The sequence below is a fragment of the Crystallibacter permensis genome (assembly GCF_025960875.1).
Classification (GTDB): Bacteria; Actinomycetota; Actinomycetes; order Actinomycetales; family Micrococcaceae; genus Crystallibacter; species Crystallibacter permensis.
In genome coordinates this window covers 270,710-287,767 of sequence record NZ_JAODLR010000003.1, presented here as the reverse complement: position 1 = coordinate 287,767, position 17,058 = coordinate 270,710, and the positions used below count along the sequence as shown (strand labels likewise).

Here is a 17,058-nt window from a genome sequence, read left to right as displayed (position 1 = left end):
GTTCTTTCTCCTGCTACTACGGACTGTTGCTGCCCACTTGAGGTGACTGTTGGAATTCGGATGAGGGCCCGGACTCGGGCGAATCCTGCAGAGTGCCCGCCGGTGCGGGCGTCGAACCCTGCGAGCGCTTCCTGCCCAGCGCTTCGTGCCGTAGGTACATCGCCAGCATGAATCCGGTCGTGACCAGGTAGAAGGCGTGCAATGCCCAGATGGGGCCCGCCGGCAGACTGTAGATGTAAACGGAATGAACCAGATTGCCCATGTTGCTCAGCAAGAGGTTCCCCAAACTGTACGAGGCCAGATCCCTGGTCTGCACGGCTTTCACAATCATGGGCATGACGCTGCCGGCAAAGATGATGGTGGAAACGCCGCCGGCCAGAACCATCAGGTCGATTTCCATGACCGATTCTCCTTTGACGTCCGTTCGAATAGTTCACTATCAACGCTACGAAGCGGACGTGATCTGCGCGTCGGGCGAATTACCCATCTTGTTCCCGGGTGCACTGGTGCAGGTCATGCAGACAGCGTTGTTGGTTCGCGCCGTTGCTTACCGGTGTGCTTACCGGCGCGAAGGCAACCCATGTTCATGTGCCCATGCCGCAGCAGCCGTCCGCGTGGACACGCCGATCTTGGCGAAGATATTGGCTAGATGGCGGCTGACCGTCTTCTGGCTGATGAACAAAGCATCCGCGGCATCCTTGTTGCTGGCCCCGGCGGCGATAAAAGAAAGCACATCGGCCTCCCGTTCCGTTAACCCGCCGGGCAAGCGCCGGCCATCAAGCCGCTGGACATCCGGCAGCGCGCCAAGTTCCCGGTAGATGGCCAACGCTGTAGCGGTGTCCGCGGCAGCAGTGCCGGTTTCTCCCAGCCCGCGGTGGGCCCGCCCCAGCAGTTCGTAGACTCTGGCCGTTTCGTACCGCGCGTGCAGTCCGCGGTACTCACGAGCGGCACTCTGCAGCACCGGCAGAGCCTCTTCGTGCCGCGACTGCGCGATCAGGACAGCAGCTCTGGCCTGGCCGGCCCATGCGCGGAAACCGGCCGTAGCGAACACGGCCGCAGTTTCTTCCAGTTGCCCGCATAACCGCTCTGCTTCCTCCTGGAGGCCGAGAGTGAGGGCGATTTCGACGGCGGATTCCAGCAGCCTGGCGCAGGCCAGCCGGTCACGACCCGCCAATGCAGCACAGAGGCCGGCCCACGCGGCGTCCTGTTTTCCGGCAGCGTGCTGCAGCAGGGACTCGCCGGGCTGCGGCTCACAGCCCAGCTCTTGTGCCCGCGCGTAGGCTTCACGGGCACCGCTTAGGTCACCGCGCAGGCGACGGATCTCGCCCAGCTGGTAGTAGGCCTCCCCCGCTACCCAGTTGTTCCGGCCCACAAGTTCCGACCCGGTCCGTTCGATAGCCTCTTCAGCAGCGCCCCACCCGCCTTCCGCGCTCTGCAGCTGAAGCCGATGGATCCGGCAGATGCCGGAGTAAATCGCCTCGCCGTGGAATTGCTCGCACCACTGCTCAGTCGCCTGGGTCCAGGCACGCATCCGGGACAAGTCAGCCAGCGCATGGCAGGCGTGGATCACGGTGCAGTAAATATCTCCGGCCCATTCCGGCGGCAGCTGACCTGCCAGCACCGGCAACATTGCTTCGTCCAGCTGGGCGAAGCCTGCGGCTGTACTGCCACTGCGCACGTCGGCCAGTCCTGCGAGTACCAGGCCGAACGATGTCAGGGCTGGCGCCCGTAGGCGGCGCCCCATGTCCTGGAGCGTCGCCGCCGCATCCCGCGCCGGCTGGAGGTTCCCGAAGTCCAACGCCACCGTCGCATCCAAGTAGACAAGGTAGCCGTGCTCCACGCCCTCGGGCAGTTGCGACAGGATTCTCCTGGCCCGGTTGACCCACCCGGAGGCTATGACCAGATCGCCCCGGATGAACCACAGTAGCGCGAGGTTCAAGGCCTTCTTGGCGGCACCCAAGTCATCGCCGTCGTCGTTAAACCGGTGGTAGACCTCTTCGGAAATCTCCAACGATTCCCTTACCTGTCCTACCCACCAGGCAGAGCTGCCCAGCAGGCTCAAATCCTCGGTCTGCAGTTCCGAGAATGTCCTGGCCTGCGTGAAATTCCGGTGAGCGGCGTACCAGTCCCCGCGGGCGTACGCCGTCCGCGCCGTGGACAGTAACTCCTCGAACTCGTCCATCCGTGCCTCCACCTCAACGGTAGTCCCGTCAACTCCCGCCGGTCGAGCCGTTTCAAGCGCTGGATCCGCCACTGGAGCTAATCGCTCTGACTTGGTAGCTTTCACGCATGGCCATCAAATTTGAGAATGTGGGTATCGCTGTTCGCGACATCGAAGCAGCAATCGCCTTTTTCACCGATCTCGGTCTTACACTCATCGGCCGTGACACGGTCAGCGGCGAGTGGACCGATACTGCCGTTGGACTTGATGGAAACCACGCCAAGGTCGCGATGTTACAGACGCCGGACGGTCATGGTCGACTCGAGCTCTTCGAATACATCCATCCTGAAGCAATCGAGTCGAACCCGACTCGTCCCAACGACATCGGTATGCACCGTGTAGCGTTCTCGGTTGACGACATCGATGAGGCCCTCGAAATAGCGGCAAAGCACGGATGCCATCCGCTACGCGGTGTGGCGACCTATAAGGACGTCTACAAACTCACGTACCTCCGCGGCCCCAGTGGAATCCTCGTGATGCTCGCCGAGGAACTGAAGGAAGGCTGACACATGACGCCGGCGAAGAGGGAGACCACCATGACAGCGAGTTCGATCATCGAGTACATCGACGGGTACGACGGTGATGTACGGGATCGGCTGCTGACCATATACGAGCTGATCCGGTCGGCCGTGCCGGATGAAGCGGTGGAATCGATCAGTTGGCGTATGCCGACCTTCAAACTCGGCACCGAGCCGTTGTTCTTCTTCACGGGCACAAAGCGCCACATCGGGTTCTATCCGACTCCAGACGCGATCGCGCATTTCTCGACAGAGCTGGCCGCATATGGAACCACCGAGCACGCTATCCAGCTGCGCCATGATGCCCCGCTCCCCACCGAGCTCATCCGCGAGATAATCGCGTGGCGGCTACAGCAGCTGCCTTCAGACAGGGTTTGAGTCGCCTCGGAGCACCGCACCAGGTGCTGAGCAGCGTTCACCGTGTAGCGGCCAGCACCTCTGCCAGGCCCTCTTGCAGATCCTTGACGAAATACTCGGGAACCTCCAGCGACGGGAAGTGTCCCCCGATTTCGGGCGAGTTCCATCGGACGATCTGTCGGTACCGCTCCTGTGCCCAGGCGCGCGGACACTTCTCGATGTCGCGCGGATACACGCTGATTGCTGAGGGGACGTCGACCCGAAGCTCGGGATCCAGCGCGTTGATACCGCCGTGACTTTCGTAGTAGATGCGGGCCGCCGACGCGCCGGTCCGCGTCAACCAATACAGGGTGACGTCGTCAAGAATCCTGTCAATGGAAATCGATTCGAACGGGCTGTCTTCGGTATCCGTCCACTCAGCGAACTTGTCAAGAATCCAGGCAAGGAGCCCGACCGGCGAATCAACGAGCGAGTAGCCGATGGTCTGGGGACGGGTCGCCTGCTGCTTCGCATAAGCCGCGCGGTGATCCCAGAAATCGCGGGTTTCCTCGGTCCACCTGCGCTCGGCCGCCGTCAGCCCGTCCGTGGTCAACCCGGGCGGCGCCTGAGCCAACGTTGTATGGATGCCGAGGACATGCTCCTGGAACCTGCCGCCGAGAACCGCGGTGATCACACCTCCCCAGTCGCCACCGTGGGCGGCGAACTTGCCGTAGCCGAGCCGTCCCATCAGTTCCACCCACGCGGCGGCGATCTTTCCGGTCCCCCACCCGGTGGTGGCCGGCTTGTCGCTGTACCCAAAGCCCGGCAACGACGGAACGACGACGTGGAACGCCGGCGCCTCTGGATCTTTCGGATCTGCCAGCTCGGCTACGACATCGATGAACTCCGCAACGCTGCCTGGCCAGCCGTGGCTCAGGATCAAAGGAGTAGCATCTGCGCGCGCGGATCGGCGGTGCAGGAAATGGATTCCCAGACCATCAATGGTCGTGCGGAACTGGCCGATGCGGTTAAGTCGCTCTTCGAATGACCGCCAATTGTACCCGGTGCGCCAGTAGTTCACGACATCGACCAGATCGGCGAGAGGAACGCCCTGCTCCCATCGGCGAGGGTCGGGCGCGGCGCGATAGACCGTCTCGGCCTCCGGCAGCCGCGCCGCTGCCAATCGTCTGCGCAGATCATCAAGATCTGCGTCAGTTGCGTGGGCTTCAAATGCTTGCACGTCGCTGGTGACACGAGACATGAGTCCTCCTGGCGGTCGCGGAACCTGCTAAGACGTGACGCGAACAACCCTAAGTGTAATTGCGGGATCTGGTGATCTACGAGTCCCGGATGAAGTCGGCGCGCTCAGCGCCTCGTCTCGTACCTGGTCAGGACCACCCCGCCGGGAAACGTCCGCGTCTCCACCAAGTTCAGGTTCACCCAGCTATCCAGCGCGGTGAAGAACGGCGTGCCGCCGCCCACCAGGACCGGATGGGTCATGATCGTGTACTCGTCGATCAGCCCGGCCCGCATGGCCGCCCCGGCGAGCGTTGCGCCACCAACCCTCATCGGCTCGCCGTCGTCGGCCTTGAGCCGGGTGATCTCCGCGACCGCGTCGCCGGTGACCAGGCGGGTGTTCCAGTCGACTTTCTCCATCGTCGAGGAGAACACCACCTTCGGCGTGTCCCGCCAGTTCCTCGCGAACTCGATCTGCGCCGGGGTGGCGTTGGGCTGCCGGTCGCCGGTCGGCCAGTAAGAGCTCATCGTCTCCCACAGCTTGCGTCCATACAGCAACAGGCCGATCGCCCGCTCCTGGTCGAGCCACCACTGGAACAGATCGTCACTTGGCTCGCTCCAGCCGATGTCGTCGCCGGCCGCAGCGATGTAGCCGTCCAGAGTCAGGTTCATGCCGTAGATCAGTTTCCGCACGGTGCCAGCCTTCCGTCAGTCGGTCTCCAGTGTATAAACCGGGCGTGGCGCGGGAAACTCATCGGTGTGCTATCTGGGCTCGCAGGTAGTCCTCGTGCTCGGGGCTCAGCGTGGCGAACATTAGAATCCTTCGTTTTCCGAGTAAATACCACCGGCGCGGCAGGTGCGGCGACATGGACGATCTGCAATGCGGTGGCGGAGCAGCTCATTCGGCCATGTTTCCCGTCTCCGGAGGACCCTCGAGGCGCCGGTAGCGCATCAGCATCACACCTGCCGGGAACGGTTTCGGCGGCTCGATCAACTCGAAGCGGGTGGCTGCCGCGCCTTCCGGGAACAGCTTCTTTCCCTTCCCGAGCACGACCGGACACACCCACAGGTTCACCCGGTCGACCAGGCCTTCGCGGAACAGGGTCTGCAGCAGATTGCCACTGCCCCAGATATGGATCTGCCGATGGCGCTCGCGCAGTCCGGGCACTTGGGTTGCGGCGTCAGAAATCTGGGTGCTGGTGTCCCAAGACAGCTCCGGCCTGCCGCGGGAGGCAACGTACTTGGGCACCCGGTCGAAGGCTTGGCCGATCTCGTCTGTCTTGCCCGGCCAGTAGCTGCGGAAGATATCGTACGTCGTGCGGCCCAGCAGCAGTGCATCGGCTTCCTGAACATCTGCGTCCACCTGTTCCCCGGACTCCGAATCCCAATACGGGCGCTCCCATCCGGCGTACTCGAAATCCCCGTCCTGGACGGTGGGACCACCGTTAGCCTGGATCACGCCATCCATCGTGATGTTCATATTGACGTGCAGCTCACCCATATCGCGATCTCCTCACTCTTCTCATGGCGTCCTTTCGTTCACATCCGCGGCCAGGATCCAAAAGACCCCCTGTTTCGCACCGGCGTGCGGTTCCGCGGTTGAGCGCCAGGTGCCCGTCCAGGAATCCTGCCCCCGCCACGATCGTGTTTCCCGCGAGGCCAAGCCCCGTGGCGAGGGCATGGCGGCCGCGCAGCCGCGCGATCAGGGAGCCGAGAAGAAGGAAGACAGCGACGTCGGTGCCCAGTGCGTGCACCGCGCCGATGCGACGCTCGGTTCCCGTCAGTTCCGCCCAGTCACCCGCGCCCGCGACAGCGGTCGGTCCGGACGCTGCCAGCCCGGCTCCGACCAGCAGTGTCGCGCCGCGGCGTGCCAGGGATCCTCCAGCTACAGGACCGCCCACGGCCCGGGCCCGCTGTTCCGGCCGTGACAATTGGCTCATGCTTATTCACGGTACGTCGGCTCTGCACCGCTGTATAGAGAAATCAAATCGTTAGAGAGCTGCCTCGAAGGAACCCTTCCCCGTTACCCGCCGGCCCACTGTTGCATCCCCTCAAGTCGTAGCCTGCCGCGGACCACATCGGCGAAGCCCGGGGCGAAGTAGTAGTGGACCGTGAAGCCGAGCTAGCGCGTGTGGAAGCAGACGGCCTCTGTGACGTCGTCGGCGACATGGCGGATGCTGACCAAGCCGGTCGGGTTCTCAGGCATGGCTGCTCCTTGGGGTTTTCAAACGCGACGAGCCGGGACGTGACCTGGGTGTTGAGCCGAGGCGTAGGAGCGCAACCACAGAAATAGCGCTGCATGCCGTCGCCAGCAGCAGGGCCGCGTTCATGCCGTCCAGCCGGTACGATGACAGCCCCCAGGCAACCATGGCCAGTGCCGGGCCGAAGGCGAATCCGACCTGACGGGCGAGACTGGTGGTGGCACCCGCCGTCGCTAGCAGGCCCGGGGGCGCTTGGGACATCGCGATCGCCATGTTGGGTGCGTTGAACAGCCCGTTGCCGCAGCCGGCCAGGAAGAGCCGCCACACCACATCATCGAGTGCCCAGGACGTATCCATCGGTGCTATGAGGAGCAGAGAGACAGTGAATAGGCTGGCACCGAGCAAAGCCGTACGCCACCAGCCCCACAGGTCCCCGAGGAACCCTCCGACGGGACCAGCCAACGCCATGCCGGCAGGAAACGCCAGAAGGATCGCTCCGGCCGCGGCCGCCGACTCCCCGAGCGCTCGTTGCAGGAAGAACGGTGCGATGAAAAAGACCACGCCGATGGCGGCGGCTGCACCAGCCAGCGCTAGGTGGGGCGCTCCGACTCCGGGCGTGCGCAGCAATCGGCGGACAGGGCGGCTGACGGGCAAACGGAGCCAGCCAATGAGGAGAGGCACCGCCAACCCCGCGAGCAGGAGCCACGCCGGCCGTTGCCCGGTCGTCAGGGTCAGCGCCAGCAGCAGCGCCGCGCCGGCGACACTCAGCAGGGCCGCCTCCGCGAACCAGGTGCGGTCGGGCCTGCGAAGCGGCAGGTCTGCCGCCAGCAGCCGGAGCCCCACCAACAGCACCACAAGACTCACGGGAAGGTTGACGAAGAAGATCCAGGGCCATCCAGGGGCATCGACGAGCAGGCCGCCGAGCACCGGCCCACTAATCAGGCCAAGCGGACCGAGCGTCGTGATCAGGCCCATCGCCCGGCCCCGCGCCTCTGGTCGCACCGCCGCCGTCGCCAGTGCCGGCATCAATGCGAACAGCAACGCCCCAAACGCCCCCTGCGCGAGCCGCGCACCGATCAACCAGCCGAGATCGGGTGCCAGACCCGCAGCCAGGCTCGCGATTGCGAACCCGGCGAGCGAGAACACCAGGGCTGGCCGATGGCCGACCGTGTCCAGCCAGCGGGCGCCGGGCAGCGCCAAGCTGGCCAGTGGGAGGAAGTAAGCCAACATGATCCATTCGGCAGTAGTCGTGGAGATGTTAAGGTCACGTTCGATCACCGGCAGTGCGGCGGTCACGATACTCATGTCCACCGATGCCATGAAAACCGCCAGTCCGGCAGCGATAACCAGCCACCACTGGTTATGCTGCTCTTCAGCTGTTTGCATCATGCGCCCACTCACCCTTCGCCTGTCACAGGTACCCGACTGCCGGGATCATAGATATGAGCCCGGCCGAGAGGATGATGTGACAGATGCAGGACGATGAAAGGCTCGCGCAGCAGTTCGAGGAACATCGCCCGCTGCTGCGCGCAGTGGCCTACCGAATGCTTGGATCACTTACCGACGCCGAAGACGCGATCCAGAACGCGTGGCTCCGGTTCAACCAAACCGACACCGACACCATCGACAACCTCAGCGGCTGGCTAACCACGGTCATCGGCCGCGAGTGCCTGCACCTGCTGCGCGCCGGCCGGCGGCGCCGGGAAGACCTCCTCGACCCGGTTACCCAGCTGCCTGATCCGATCGTCACGACCGTAGAGGACGACCCCGAACAGCAGGCTGTGCGGGCCGACTCGGTCAGCCTGGCCCTGCTGGTGGTGCTGGATTCGCTCAACCCCGCCGAGCGGTTAGCGTTTGTGCTGCACGACATCTTCGACGTGCCCTTCGACGAGATTGCCCCGCTCGTGGAGCATACGCCCGCGGCCACACGGCAACTAGCCAGCCGCGCCCGGCGCCGCGTCCGAGACCACAGGCCTCCCATGCCTGACCGCGATCCGGGCCGACAGCGAGAGGTGGTCGAGGCGTTCTACGCGGCCGTCAACGCGGGAAACTTCGCTGCACTGCTTGAGATGCTCGCCCCGGACGCCGTCTTCCACGCCGATAACGGCCCGGACCGCCCGTCCAAGGCCTACCGCGGTGCAGAAACCATTGCCCGGCAGTCGCACGCAGCGCGAGGCGCCGACCTCCAACCGGTGATGGTCAACGGTCTGCCCGGTGTTGTTGCATTCCGGGACGAGCGGCCGATATCGCTCATGGCCTTCACCGTAGTTGCTGGCCGGATCGTGGCTCTTTACGGTATCCGCGATCCCGAACGGGTGCTGCGTCTCACCGCCGGTATTATCCGGTCCGGACATTGAACCCACGCGACGTTGACGGCCACTCGCGGAAAGGGCTGGCCTTTCAAAGTTGCCCAGATTAGCTGTCGTTGAACTCCTCGGCCGACAAACTGAACTTGCGGCATTCCGCCAACCAGCGCGCGTTTCCGATTCCCCCGGACCCGCACGCTGACGTGAGCGTCGCGAAAGCGGATCCGCATCTGGATCTACTTATCAAGCACCGGAACAGTGCGGCATCTGCATCCCCGACCGCTGATGCTTTTGCTTTCGAGAAGCCAATAGCTGTGGCGGCTGCTACGAGGGTCAAATAACCGATTCCGTCAATTCCACCAGCATCATTGACGCATACCCCATGGGGGTATATCTTGAAGGTGTTGGCAGGCCCGCTCACTCTCGGTTCACACAAGCGCGACAGGTCCTCCACGCAAACACGAACGTGCAACTAAGCGAAAACACAACACGTCTGTAGGACTTCCCTTCACTCCTCGGGGGCGATGTTATTCGGACGAATGGCCCGCCTTTGAACGGGCTCTCACCTCATCCGAACACCCCCAAGTCTGGAAACGTCCCCATGTCACGCGTCAGTCGTCAGCTCCCGAACACCACGAGCCACGCAACCCAAGGAGCACCCAAAAAACGCCGCCGGCCATTCCGGCGCACACTCAAAACCACCGGCGTCATCGCTCTCACCGCACTGGGAATAACACTTGCATCCACAACGGCCAACGCGCTTCTGGAACAGCAGGAGAAGTCGAGTACTGCTCAGTACGGCGGCCTCGTGGAAGTCACCGGCGGCGAGGTTAACGTCGTTCGGGCTGGCACCGAAGGTGCACAGCCCCTGGTCCTGCTCAGCGGCCTGGGCACGGTCGCTCCGGCGCTGGACTTCGCCCCTTTGATCAGGGAACTCGATGCTTACGACGTCGTCGTCGTCGAGGGCTTCGGATACGGCTACAGCGACATGAGCGCACCCGAACGGACCGTAAAGAACATCAGCACCGAGATCCACGAGGCCCTGTCCTCACTCGACCTCGAGAAGCCATACGTTCTGGCAGGACACTCGATCGCCGGCTTCTACACACTCGACTACGCGAACCGGTACCCGAGCGAAGTATCCGCGGTAGTGGGCATCGACCCCTCAGTGCCCGCCGCCATGGCAGATACGGACTCCTCCCCTGGCGGGGGCATCAATGTCGTGCGAATACTCTCCACTATTGGCCTGGTCCGAACCGTAGTCTCCATTGCGCCCAACTTGGTGGACCCGCCAAGCGACGACTACACCCGGGCTGAATTAGAACGCGCGTGCCAAATGACAGTCTGGAACTACGGCAATGCGGCGGTCGCCGACGAATCCGCCCGGGTGGGCAGCAATGCCGCAGCGCTTCACGGTGTCACCTACCCGAACGACCTGCCTGTTCTGAACTTGCTCGCCAGCGACAGCATCGCCACCATTCCCAACTGGCTCGAGGCGCACGAGAACCAACTCAAGAACGTCAGCCACCACGAAATCGTCGAAGTCGAGGGCCCGCACAACCTGCAATGGACCCAATCGAAGGCCATGGCCAAGAAAATCACAGAATTCCTTCAGGGCAGTGCCACATCTCAGGTGCCGCCTACACCCCTTGCGGCGGCGACCGAAGTGATACCGGGGAACTAGAAAAACCGTCTCCAGGCAGCCGAATGACGCAACATAGTGGCGTCACTCGGTTCCTCGTGCGGTGGACGCGCTCGTTTTTCAGGGCTGAGAAGAAATTTTCCGCCATGCTGTTATCCCAGCAGGCCCCGGTCTTGCAAGACGAAGGTCGTCCGGGATTATCATCGTAAAAAATACCCGGACCATCAGAAGTACCAGCGGTGGGTGCTCGATGAAGTCCAGGCAGCGGACGTTCGCGTCATCGTCCCTCGGAAGCTCTGACTTTACGCCCCCCCCATAGCCGATGCTCTCTCGGTGCGTGAGTGAACTGAACTATGCTGCTGGCTCGTGGGCCTGCGCGCTTTCAGAAACACAGGACTCATCAAATCGTGGAGACGGTCAGACGGAGTGACCTACCGGGGTACCCGATGGGCATCATCGTCCAGCAAGAAATCCAATGCCTTGTTTCTAATGCCGAACGCGACCGGCACGAGGGCGAGAGAGGTAAGAAGTCCGAATAACATCGGAGGGCCACCCACAGCTGCAAAGGACCCGGCGTGTACACAAACGCCTGCGAAGAGCACTGCCATTAGACCTAGGGAAACTGCCATGACGTTGGCCCATCGCTTTGACCGACCGGCCGAAGCCTCGCCGACCACCGCGGCCGAGAGCAGTTGCCACGCTGCCAGCAAAGCCACTTCGAACCCGCCGATTGCAACCACGATTGCAGTGACGTACGGGGGCGCCAGATACGCAACCTCGGGGTAGGCCTCGGCGTAGTCAGCCGCAACCAGCGGAACAACCACAAGTTGGGCCAGCAGGGCGCCAAGAGCAAACGCTCCGAATATGATACGGAGTCGTGCAACTTGTTGCCTGATCATGCCGTCATCATCGCCTCACCTATATCGACTGTCAATCATCCGCGTTGGGGCGGCGTTAGCCGGCCCCGCACCGGGAGTCATGGAGCTCTCGATGGGCGAACGAAGGCCGTGACGAAACCACTGTCCCCCGGCATCCCAGGGCGGAGCGGGCGGCGAAGAAGACGATCGAGTTAAGGCAGTTCGTAGGTCCATTCAAAGATCGGCTTAATGGACATGCCCGTCTCGAAAGACGTAAATAGATTTCCAGGAGACTCTGCTGATTTAGTCCCTGGCTAGGCAGGGGCGAGGAACTTACGGGGCGTCGGTCGGGGCAAGGGCCATTGCCCACATGCCGTTGACCTCGGTGGCCTCGACCGCAACGCTGACCTTACTGGCTGGGAGCTCCATTTTCGTTGTCACCTGAGAACCGCAGTCAGTGCTTCCGGTGCCGAGGACATCTCCGGCCGCTGTGATGGTAACGGTCAGGGAGGTAGCCCCCTCACATGCCATCCCTATGTCGTACCAGCCTGCCGTCTTAGGCGTGAATTCTAGGCCGGCGCCGGGGCCAATACCCCCGGACGCGCGGTGGACGCCGGGCGCTCCCCAGCGCTCTTCGTTGAACTGCTGGTTCGCCCACTGATCAGGGTCGCGTTGAGTTTCAGCGTCTCCTGTTTTGGCGTCCTCTGCCTCCGTGGACACGCCTGGAGGTCCACCAGGCGTCTGGTCGTCGCTACTACAGCCGGCCAATGCCAGCAGTACGACAACACCAGCGGTCATCTTGGCTACCGTGCGCATTTTGCCCCTATCTTCGATGCAACAACGTTTGTCCCACGCTAACCGCGAACCGATATGTACGGGAGGGGAGGAACGTTGCGAAGGGATAACTTCCGAATTTAGTGTGAGTGGCGCTTTTGTCCCCGCGTCCGTCCACTGCGGGATCGTTTTCTGAATACGCCGCGACAGCTCCCGGGGCTCCTCCTACCTGTACATAACCCTGTTAAGTGCCACGAGGTCGGCTACGGTCAACGCACGCCCGGCCTGCACTCTTTCGCCGATGGCTGCCATGGCTTTGTCCCGGCGTTCTGGGAGTACGCCCATTTCGGCTACGGCCAAGGCGGCGGGCATTTCCTGGAGTGGAAGTTCGGTGCAGTATGCGGGGGCGCCGGGCTGTTGACGCCAGGAATCGGCGAGTGTGCCCGCGTCGACGGCATCGAACCCGATGTCCTCCACTAGTGTCATCGCGGTTTCCCTGTCCGCGTCACGGTCGGCCGCGACAGGGACGGCCAAGCGGGTTGGGTCCCCCGCCGGCGCGCCTTTGGCTTTGAAGGTTCCCGACAGGATGGCGTTCCACGCTTTCGCCACGGGACGGCCGAGCTGCTCGGCGATCCACAGGCTTTCGACCTGTCCCTCGTCGATGGCCTGCACGTGCCCGTCTCTCGCCGGGTAGTAGTTCGACGTGTCGACGACGAGCGCGTCCGTAGGAAGATTCGCGACGAGGGGCTTGACCGCCGGCATCCCGCTCAGAGGAATTGAGGTGATGAGGACCTCAACGTCCTGCACAACATCGGAGGCGTTGACCGCAGTCGCCCCTGTCGCGAGGATGTCGGCCTCGATCGTTTCCGGTCCGCGTGAGTTGGCGACCTTCACCTCATGCCCTGCCGCGGCGAGCTTGCATGCCAGCGTCGAACCGATTGACCCTGCGCCGAGAATGCCGATCTTCATGAAAGTCCTTCCGTGGATTGACTGAACACCTCAAGTGTCAAACATTCCAACAGTGTCAAGGTCAAGCGGGGGCAACAGAAGAGATGCCGCACCCTCTCGGGACAGTGCAGTTGGTCACATCGGATCCGTGAATTTGACCTTCTCACTAATGAGAAGGTTGCACGATGGTCCGGTGAGTTCCTCATTCCTGCCCGCCCTGCTCGAGCATGCTGACGCGTGGGCGGATGTAGGCCCGTATTCAGATCGCACGCGACTCACGGGAATCGATTCCATCCGGTTGAGCACAGCAGTTGCTCGTCTCCGGATCGGCCCCCCGTTCACGCCGGACCGCGCGGCCCACGGCGCTTGCGCAGTCGTACAGGTGATTCCCGCCTTCGAGACCATTCCACGATCAGGAGAGCCCCATGTCGGCACCTAGCCCAAACGCGTCCACCCTAGAAACTGCTCCGCCAGGGGCAGTTAGTGACACCCAGGCAGTCCGGTCCGATGACCGGATGGCACCGGGCAGTGCGATGGTTATCGGGCTGCTGATGGTCTCGACCTTCGTTGTCCTGCTGAACGAGATGATGTTGGGCGTGGCCCTGCCGACGTTGATCGCCGACCTGGGCATCACTCCCACGACCGGTCAGTGGCTGACGACGGGATACCTGCTGACGCTGGCGGTCCTGATTCCGGCCACCGGGTTCGTGATGCGCAGGCTCCATACCCGAACAATTTTCCTGGGTTCCATGTCACTGTTCCTGATCGGCACGGTCATCGCTGTCGTCGCTCCGGGGTTCGGTGTGCTCTTTGCCGGTCGGATCATCCAGGCGGTAGGCACCGCGGTGTTCGTACCTCTGCTCATCACGACGACCATGCGCCTGGTCCCGGCCTCGCGTCGCGGGCGGATGATGGCCCTGGTCACGGCGGTTCCCGCCATCGCGCCGGCCGTCGGGCCCGCGGTCTCCGGGCTGGTACTGTCCCAGCTGAGCTGGCGGTGGTTGTTCATCCTCATGCTCCCGATCATTGTCGCGACACTGACCCTTGGTGCCGTGAAGCTGCGGAATGTCACCGCGCCCGAGCCAGTAACCCTGGACGTGCTTTCCTTACTGCTGTCCGTTGTCGGTTTCGGTGGCCTGGTCTTCGGATTGGCATCGATCGGCGAATCAGTCTCTGGTCACGCACCTGTCGCCCCGTACATTCCGATCCTCATCGGACTGATCGGTGTCAGCACGTTTGTATACCGTCAGGTCCGGTTGCAGAGGTACCGGGACGCGTTCCTCGACATGCGAATCTTCAAGACGCGGTCCTACGTCCTGCCGACGATCGTGATGACCTTCGTCGCGATGAACGGTTTCGGCGTGATCCTCGTCCTGCCGCTCATCCTGGCTGCCGTCCTCGGACTGAGCACCCTGCAGATGGGCTTGTTCCTCTTCCCCGGTGGAGCGATGATCGCCCTCGTGTCCGCGCTGGGCGGACGCGTCTACGACAAGGTGGGGCCGAAGCCGCTGGCGATTCCCGGGTCGATCATTTGGGCCGCTTCCATCTGGTCCCTGACCACCATCGACGAGAACACCAGCGTATGGCTGGTTCTGGTCACATATCTGGTGATGACCGGAACCCAGGCGCTGATGTGGGCTCCCCTGACCACATCAGCCCTCGGCTCACTGCCGACCGAGCTGTACTCCCACGGCACTGCTGCCTTCTCAACTGTTCAGCAACTCGCCGGTGCCGCCGGCGGTGCGATTCTTATCTCCGCCTTCACCATCGGGGCGAACGCATCCCATGCCGGAGCGCTCGACCTCGCTCAGAGCATCGACGCCGGACGGGCCGCATTCACCGTCGCCGCGGTCCTCGCCCTCGGAGCAGTCCTCGGCGCGCTCTTTGTCAGCAAAGCCCCCACCGCCACCGACGAGTCCTGAACGGAGCCGCCACAACATGGCCACTGAGACGACATCACGGGCATAGGGTCACAGGGTGAACGGAAGCCGGAAGCTTCAGGGTGAAGCTTCCGGCCCCCTTGGTTCCGGGCTGCCCGGAGACCTTGATGAGGTTAGCCAGCCTGCGCCGCCTGGCGTGGAGAGACAGCAGCACGGTCAATCGCCTCGATGTAGCGGGTGATCGAGTCTCGGTTGTGGGTGAGGAACTCAATCTTTTCCGTCATACGGTCCCGCTCCTGAGACAGGAGCTCCCGCAACCCGGGTTCCGCGTTCCTCACGACGATGGTCTGCGGCTGATCCAGGCAGGGCAGGATGTCGGAAATGATTCGCGTGGGAATCCCGGAGTCCACCAATCCCCGGATCTTCCGCACCCGATCGACAAGATAGTCATCATAGGTGCGGTACCCGTTTGCGAGACGACGGGGTGAGATGAGGCCCTGTTCCTCGTAATACCGCAGCATTCGGGCAGGAACCCCGGTCTTCTTCGCAAGCTCTCCGATACGCATAAGCCCTCCAGGCCCTTCATTGTCCAGCGCGATTTGACCTTCACACTAATGGCAATGTTGAGACTGGACAAGCCGGAACACGCCCTCACGACACATCCCCGGCGACGTGGTCTTGTTCCCACCGCACCCTGACCACCACGTCGAGCAACACCACCACCACAAACACCACGAGAGAAAGCTGTACGAGGAAAACCGATGATCAAGCCGCACATGATTCTGGGTATGCATCTGGGCAACGGATACGGATCACAGGGATCCGCCTGGCGCGCCCCTGGCGTCGACCCCGCCAACTACACCAGCTTCGACGCGCAGGTACGCTACGCCCAGGCTGCTGAACGCGGGAAATTCGCTTTCCTGTTCCTTCCGGACTTCCCCGGACTGCAGTCCGGTGGGGATCACGAGGCCCCCCAGATCACCCTCGAACCCATGATGACCCTCGCGGCAATCGCCCGCGCCACGAAGCGCATCGGCCTCGTCGCCACCGGCTCCACAACCTTCAATGAACCCTTCAACCTCGCCCGCCAGTTCAAAGCCCTCGACGTGATGAGCCACGGCCGCGCCGGGTGGAACGCCGTGACAACCAGCGATCCTGTCGCTGCCGCGAACTTCGGACAAACTGTCGCACCCCCGCCGCAGCGTTACCAACGCGCGCACGAGACCATCCAAATCACCCAAGCCCTCTGGGGCAGCTGGCAGCAGGACGCATGGATCAAGGACCAGAAGACCGCGCGCTTCTCAGACGCCGACAAGATCCAACCCATCAACCTGCAAGGGGAGCATGTCGCCTCCCGCGGGCCGCTACCCATCCCACCGTCCGAGCAGGGCCAGCCCGTCATCTTCTCCGCCGGCGGGGGCGAAAACGGACTAGAACTCGCCGGACGGTACGCCAACGGCGTCATCGCCGCCGTGTTCACCATCGAGGACGCCCGCAAGCAGCGCCAGGCATACCGTGAATCAGCCCGTCGTGCAGGGCGCAACCCGGACGAAATCAAGTACTTCGCCGGAGTCATGCCAGCCATCGGCAAGACCAAACGCGACGCCCTGGACCGGCGCGTCGGCCTTGGCGAGCTCACAGCAGCATCCCGCGTCCCCTACCTCGGCTCGATGCTGAATCTACAGCTGGACGCCAGTCAGCTCGATGAGCCCCTCACACCCGCGCAGATCAGCGCAGCGCAACCCAGCCCTTTCGATCCCCGCTCCGCGCGCGCCCTGGAAGTCGCCCGCGAAGGATGGGCCATCCGCGACATCCTCGCCCACGGCGTCATCGACTACCACCCCACCCCCGTCGGCGACGCGTCGGTCACTGCGGACCACATGCAGGAATGGTTCGAAGCCGACGCCTGCGACGGATTCTGGGTCTCCATCGACGTCAACGAAGACGGCATCGACACCTTCGTCGACGAGGTCGTCCCGATCCTGCAGGAACGCGGCATCTACCACCAGGACTACGAAGGCACCACACTGCGCGACCACCTCGGCGCCCCCGCCCAGTACGGGCTCGACCCCCGACTCGCGAACCTCACCGAATGATATCCGTTCAAGCCCGCCTCAACCCTGCCGCTGTCGACCAACA

At 63.1% G+C, this 17,058-nt stretch carries 17 protein-coding genes; 6 read left to right on the top strand and 11 right to left on the bottom strand.

Annotation, left to right across the window (positions count from 1 at the left end; genetic code table 11):
• Nucleotides 1-16: 16 nt before the first annotated feature.
• Nucleotides 17-400 (bottom strand): hypothetical protein, encoded by a 384-nt coding sequence (locus B0G38_RS05450; RefSeq protein ID WP_264668493.1) that lies wholly within the window; start codon nucleotides 398-400, stop codon nucleotides 17-19.
• A gap of 159 nt (nucleotides 401-559) precedes the next feature.
• Nucleotides 560-2,182 carry a LuxR family transcriptional regulator gene (locus B0G38_RS05445; RefSeq protein ID WP_264668492.1) on the bottom strand — a complete coding sequence of 541 codons (1,623 nt, stop codon included), beginning with the start codon at nucleotides 2,180-2,182 and terminating at the stop codon, nucleotides 560-562.
• A gap of 107 nt (nucleotides 2,183-2,289) precedes the next feature.
• Between B0G38_RS05445 and B0G38_RS05440 the strand changes: the two genes are divergently transcribed.
• Both B0G38_RS05440 and B0G38_RS05435 read left to right on the top strand, forming a co-directional pair.
• Nucleotides 2,290-2,727, top strand: coding sequence for a VOC family protein (locus B0G38_RS05440; RefSeq protein ID WP_264668491.1), 438 nt, complete (start codon nucleotides 2,290-2,292; stop codon nucleotides 2,725-2,727).
• A 3-nt stretch (nucleotides 2,728-2,730) separates the two neighbouring features.
• Nucleotides 2,731-3,117, top strand: a complete 387-nt coding sequence (locus tag B0G38_RS05435) for an iron chaperone (RefSeq protein ID WP_264668490.1) — start codon at nucleotides 2,731-2,733, stop codon at nucleotides 3,115-3,117.
• 37 nt (nucleotides 3,118-3,154) lie between these two features.
• On the opposite strand, the gene B0G38_RS05430 is transcribed toward B0G38_RS05435, so the two are convergent.
• From B0G38_RS05430 to B0G38_RS05410, 5 genes are all read right to left on the bottom strand, one after another.
• Nucleotides 3,155-4,336, bottom strand: a complete 1,182-nt coding sequence (locus B0G38_RS05430; RefSeq protein WP_264668489.1) for an epoxide hydrolase family protein — start codon at nucleotides 4,334-4,336, stop codon at nucleotides 3,155-3,157.
• Nucleotides 4,337-4,440: 104 nt separating this feature from the next.
• Nucleotides 4,441-5,004, bottom strand: a complete 564-nt coding sequence (locus B0G38_RS05425) for a dihydrofolate reductase family protein (protein ID WP_264668488.1) — start codon at nucleotides 5,002-5,004, stop codon at nucleotides 4,441-4,443.
• 205 nt (nucleotides 5,005-5,209) lie between these two features.
• Entirely contained in the window at nucleotides 5,210-5,812 is a 603-nt protein-coding gene (locus tag B0G38_RS05420) for a dihydrofolate reductase family protein (protein WP_264668487.1), read from the bottom strand.
• Nucleotides 5,805-6,251, bottom strand: coding sequence for a hypothetical protein (locus B0G38_RS05415; RefSeq protein WP_264668486.1), 447 nt, complete (start codon nucleotides 6,249-6,251; stop codon nucleotides 5,805-5,807). Before B0G38_RS05415 ends, B0G38_RS05420 begins: the two co-directional genes overlap by 8 nt.
• 258 nt (nucleotides 6,252-6,509) lie before the next feature.
• On the bottom strand, nucleotides 6,510-7,901 hold the full coding sequence (locus B0G38_RS05410; protein WP_264668485.1) for an MFS transporter: 1,392 nt from the start codon (nucleotides 7,899-7,901) through the stop codon (nucleotides 6,510-6,512).
• A gap of 83 nt (nucleotides 7,902-7,984) precedes the next feature.
• On the opposite strand from B0G38_RS05410, the gene sigJ reads away from it, so the two are divergent.
• Complete coding sequence (gene sigJ, locus B0G38_RS05405) at nucleotides 7,985-8,869, top strand: RNA polymerase sigma factor SigJ (protein WP_264668484.1); 885 nt, start codon at nucleotides 7,985-7,987, stop codon at nucleotides 8,867-8,869.
• A gap of 550 nt (nucleotides 8,870-9,419) precedes the next feature.
• Nucleotides 9,420-10,502, top strand: coding sequence for an alpha/beta fold hydrolase (locus tag B0G38_RS05400; RefSeq protein ID WP_264668483.1), 1,083 nt, complete (start codon nucleotides 9,420-9,422; stop codon nucleotides 10,500-10,502).
• Nucleotides 10,503-10,891: 389 nt separating this feature from the next.
• On the opposite strand, the gene B0G38_RS05395 is transcribed toward B0G38_RS05400, so the two are convergent.
• From B0G38_RS05395 to B0G38_RS05385, 3 genes are all read right to left on the bottom strand, one after another.
• On the bottom strand, nucleotides 10,892-11,359 hold the full coding sequence (locus B0G38_RS05395; RefSeq protein WP_264668482.1) for a DUF2975 domain-containing protein: 468 nt from the start codon (nucleotides 11,357-11,359) through the stop codon (nucleotides 10,892-10,894).
• 291 nt (nucleotides 11,360-11,650) lie between these two features.
• Entirely contained in the window at nucleotides 11,651-12,133 is a 483-nt protein-coding gene (locus B0G38_RS05390; protein WP_264668481.1) for a hypothetical protein, read from the bottom strand.
• A gap of 183 nt (nucleotides 12,134-12,316) precedes the next feature.
• A complete protein-coding gene (locus B0G38_RS05385) occupies nucleotides 12,317-13,060 on the bottom strand; it encodes an NADPH-dependent F420 reductase (protein ID WP_264668480.1) in 744 nt (247 codons plus the stop codon).
• Between the two features lie 404 nt (nucleotides 13,061-13,464).
• Here B0G38_RS05385 and B0G38_RS05380 point away from each other — a divergent pair, with 404 nt between their 5' ends.
• A complete protein-coding gene (locus B0G38_RS05380; RefSeq protein WP_264668479.1) occupies nucleotides 13,465-14,961 on the top strand; it encodes a DHA2 family efflux MFS transporter permease subunit in 1,497 nt (498 codons plus the stop codon).
• A 131-nt stretch (nucleotides 14,962-15,092) separates the two neighbouring features.
• On the opposite strand, the gene B0G38_RS05375 is transcribed toward B0G38_RS05380, so the two are convergent.
• Nucleotides 15,093-15,485, bottom strand: a complete 393-nt coding sequence (locus B0G38_RS05375) for a MerR family transcriptional regulator (protein ID WP_264668478.1) — start codon at nucleotides 15,483-15,485, stop codon at nucleotides 15,093-15,095.
• Between the two features lie 195 nt (nucleotides 15,486-15,680).
• Between B0G38_RS05375 and B0G38_RS05370 the strand changes: the two genes are divergently transcribed.
• Nucleotides 15,681-17,015, top strand: a complete 1,335-nt coding sequence (locus tag B0G38_RS05370; protein ID WP_264668477.1) for an NtaA/DmoA family FMN-dependent monooxygenase — start codon at nucleotides 15,681-15,683, stop codon at nucleotides 17,013-17,015.
• Nucleotides 17,016-17,058: the final 43 nt, after the last annotated feature.

Excerpts from the sequence above, each read along its gene's own strand:
- B0G38_RS05450 (WP_264668493.1), bottom strand. The coding sequence starts at position 400 with ATGGAAATCGACCTGATGGTTCTGGCCGGCGGCGTTTCCACCATCATC.
- B0G38_RS05445 (WP_264668492.1), bottom strand. The coding sequence starts at position 2,182 with ATGGACGAGTTCGAGGAGTTACTGTCCACGGCGCGGACGGCGTACGCC.
- B0G38_RS05440 (WP_264668491.1), top strand. The coding sequence starts at position 2,290 with ATGGCCATCAAATTTGAGAATGTGGGTATCGCTGTTCGCGACATCGAA.
- B0G38_RS05435 (WP_264668490.1), top strand. The coding sequence starts at position 2,731 with ATGACGCCGGCGAAGAGGGAGACCACCATGACAGCGAGTTCGATCATC.
- B0G38_RS05430 (WP_264668489.1), bottom strand. The coding sequence starts at position 4,336 with ATGTCTCGTGTCACCAGCGACGTGCAAGCATTTGAAGCCCACGCAACT.
- B0G38_RS05420 (WP_264668487.1), bottom strand. The coding sequence starts at position 5,812 with ATGGGTGAGCTGCACGTCAATATGAACATCACGATGGATGGCGTGATC.
- B0G38_RS05415 (WP_264668486.1), bottom strand. The coding sequence starts at position 6,251 with ATGAGCCAATTGTCACGGCCGGAACAGCGGGCCCGGGCCGTGGGCGGT.
- B0G38_RS05410 (WP_264668485.1), bottom strand. The coding sequence starts at position 7,901 with ATGATGCAAACAGCTGAAGAGCAGCATAACCAGTGGTGGCTGGTTATC.
- sigJ (WP_264668484.1), top strand. The coding sequence starts at position 7,985 with ATGCAGGACGATGAAAGGCTCGCGCAGCAGTTCGAGGAACATCGCCCG.
- B0G38_RS05400 (WP_264668483.1), top strand. The coding sequence starts at position 9,420 with ATGTCACGCGTCAGTCGTCAGCTCCCGAACACCACGAGCCACGCAACC.
- B0G38_RS05395 (WP_264668482.1), bottom strand. The coding sequence starts at position 11,359 with ATGATCAGGCAACAAGTTGCACGACTCCGTATCATATTCGGAGCGTTT.
- B0G38_RS05390 (WP_264668481.1), bottom strand. The coding sequence starts at position 12,133 with ATGCGCACGGTAGCCAAGATGACCGCTGGTGTTGTCGTACTGCTGGCA.
- B0G38_RS05385 (WP_264668480.1), bottom strand. The coding sequence starts at position 13,060 with ATGAAGATCGGCATTCTCGGCGCAGGGTCAATCGGTTCGACGCTGGCA.
- B0G38_RS05380 (WP_264668479.1), top strand. The coding sequence starts at position 13,465 with ATGTCGGCACCTAGCCCAAACGCGTCCACCCTAGAAACTGCTCCGCCA.
- B0G38_RS05375 (WP_264668478.1), bottom strand. The coding sequence starts at position 15,485 with ATGCGTATCGGAGAGCTTGCGAAGAAGACCGGGGTTCCTGCCCGAATG.
- B0G38_RS05370 (WP_264668477.1), top strand. The coding sequence starts at position 15,681 with ATGATCAAGCCGCACATGATTCTGGGTATGCATCTGGGCAACGGATAC.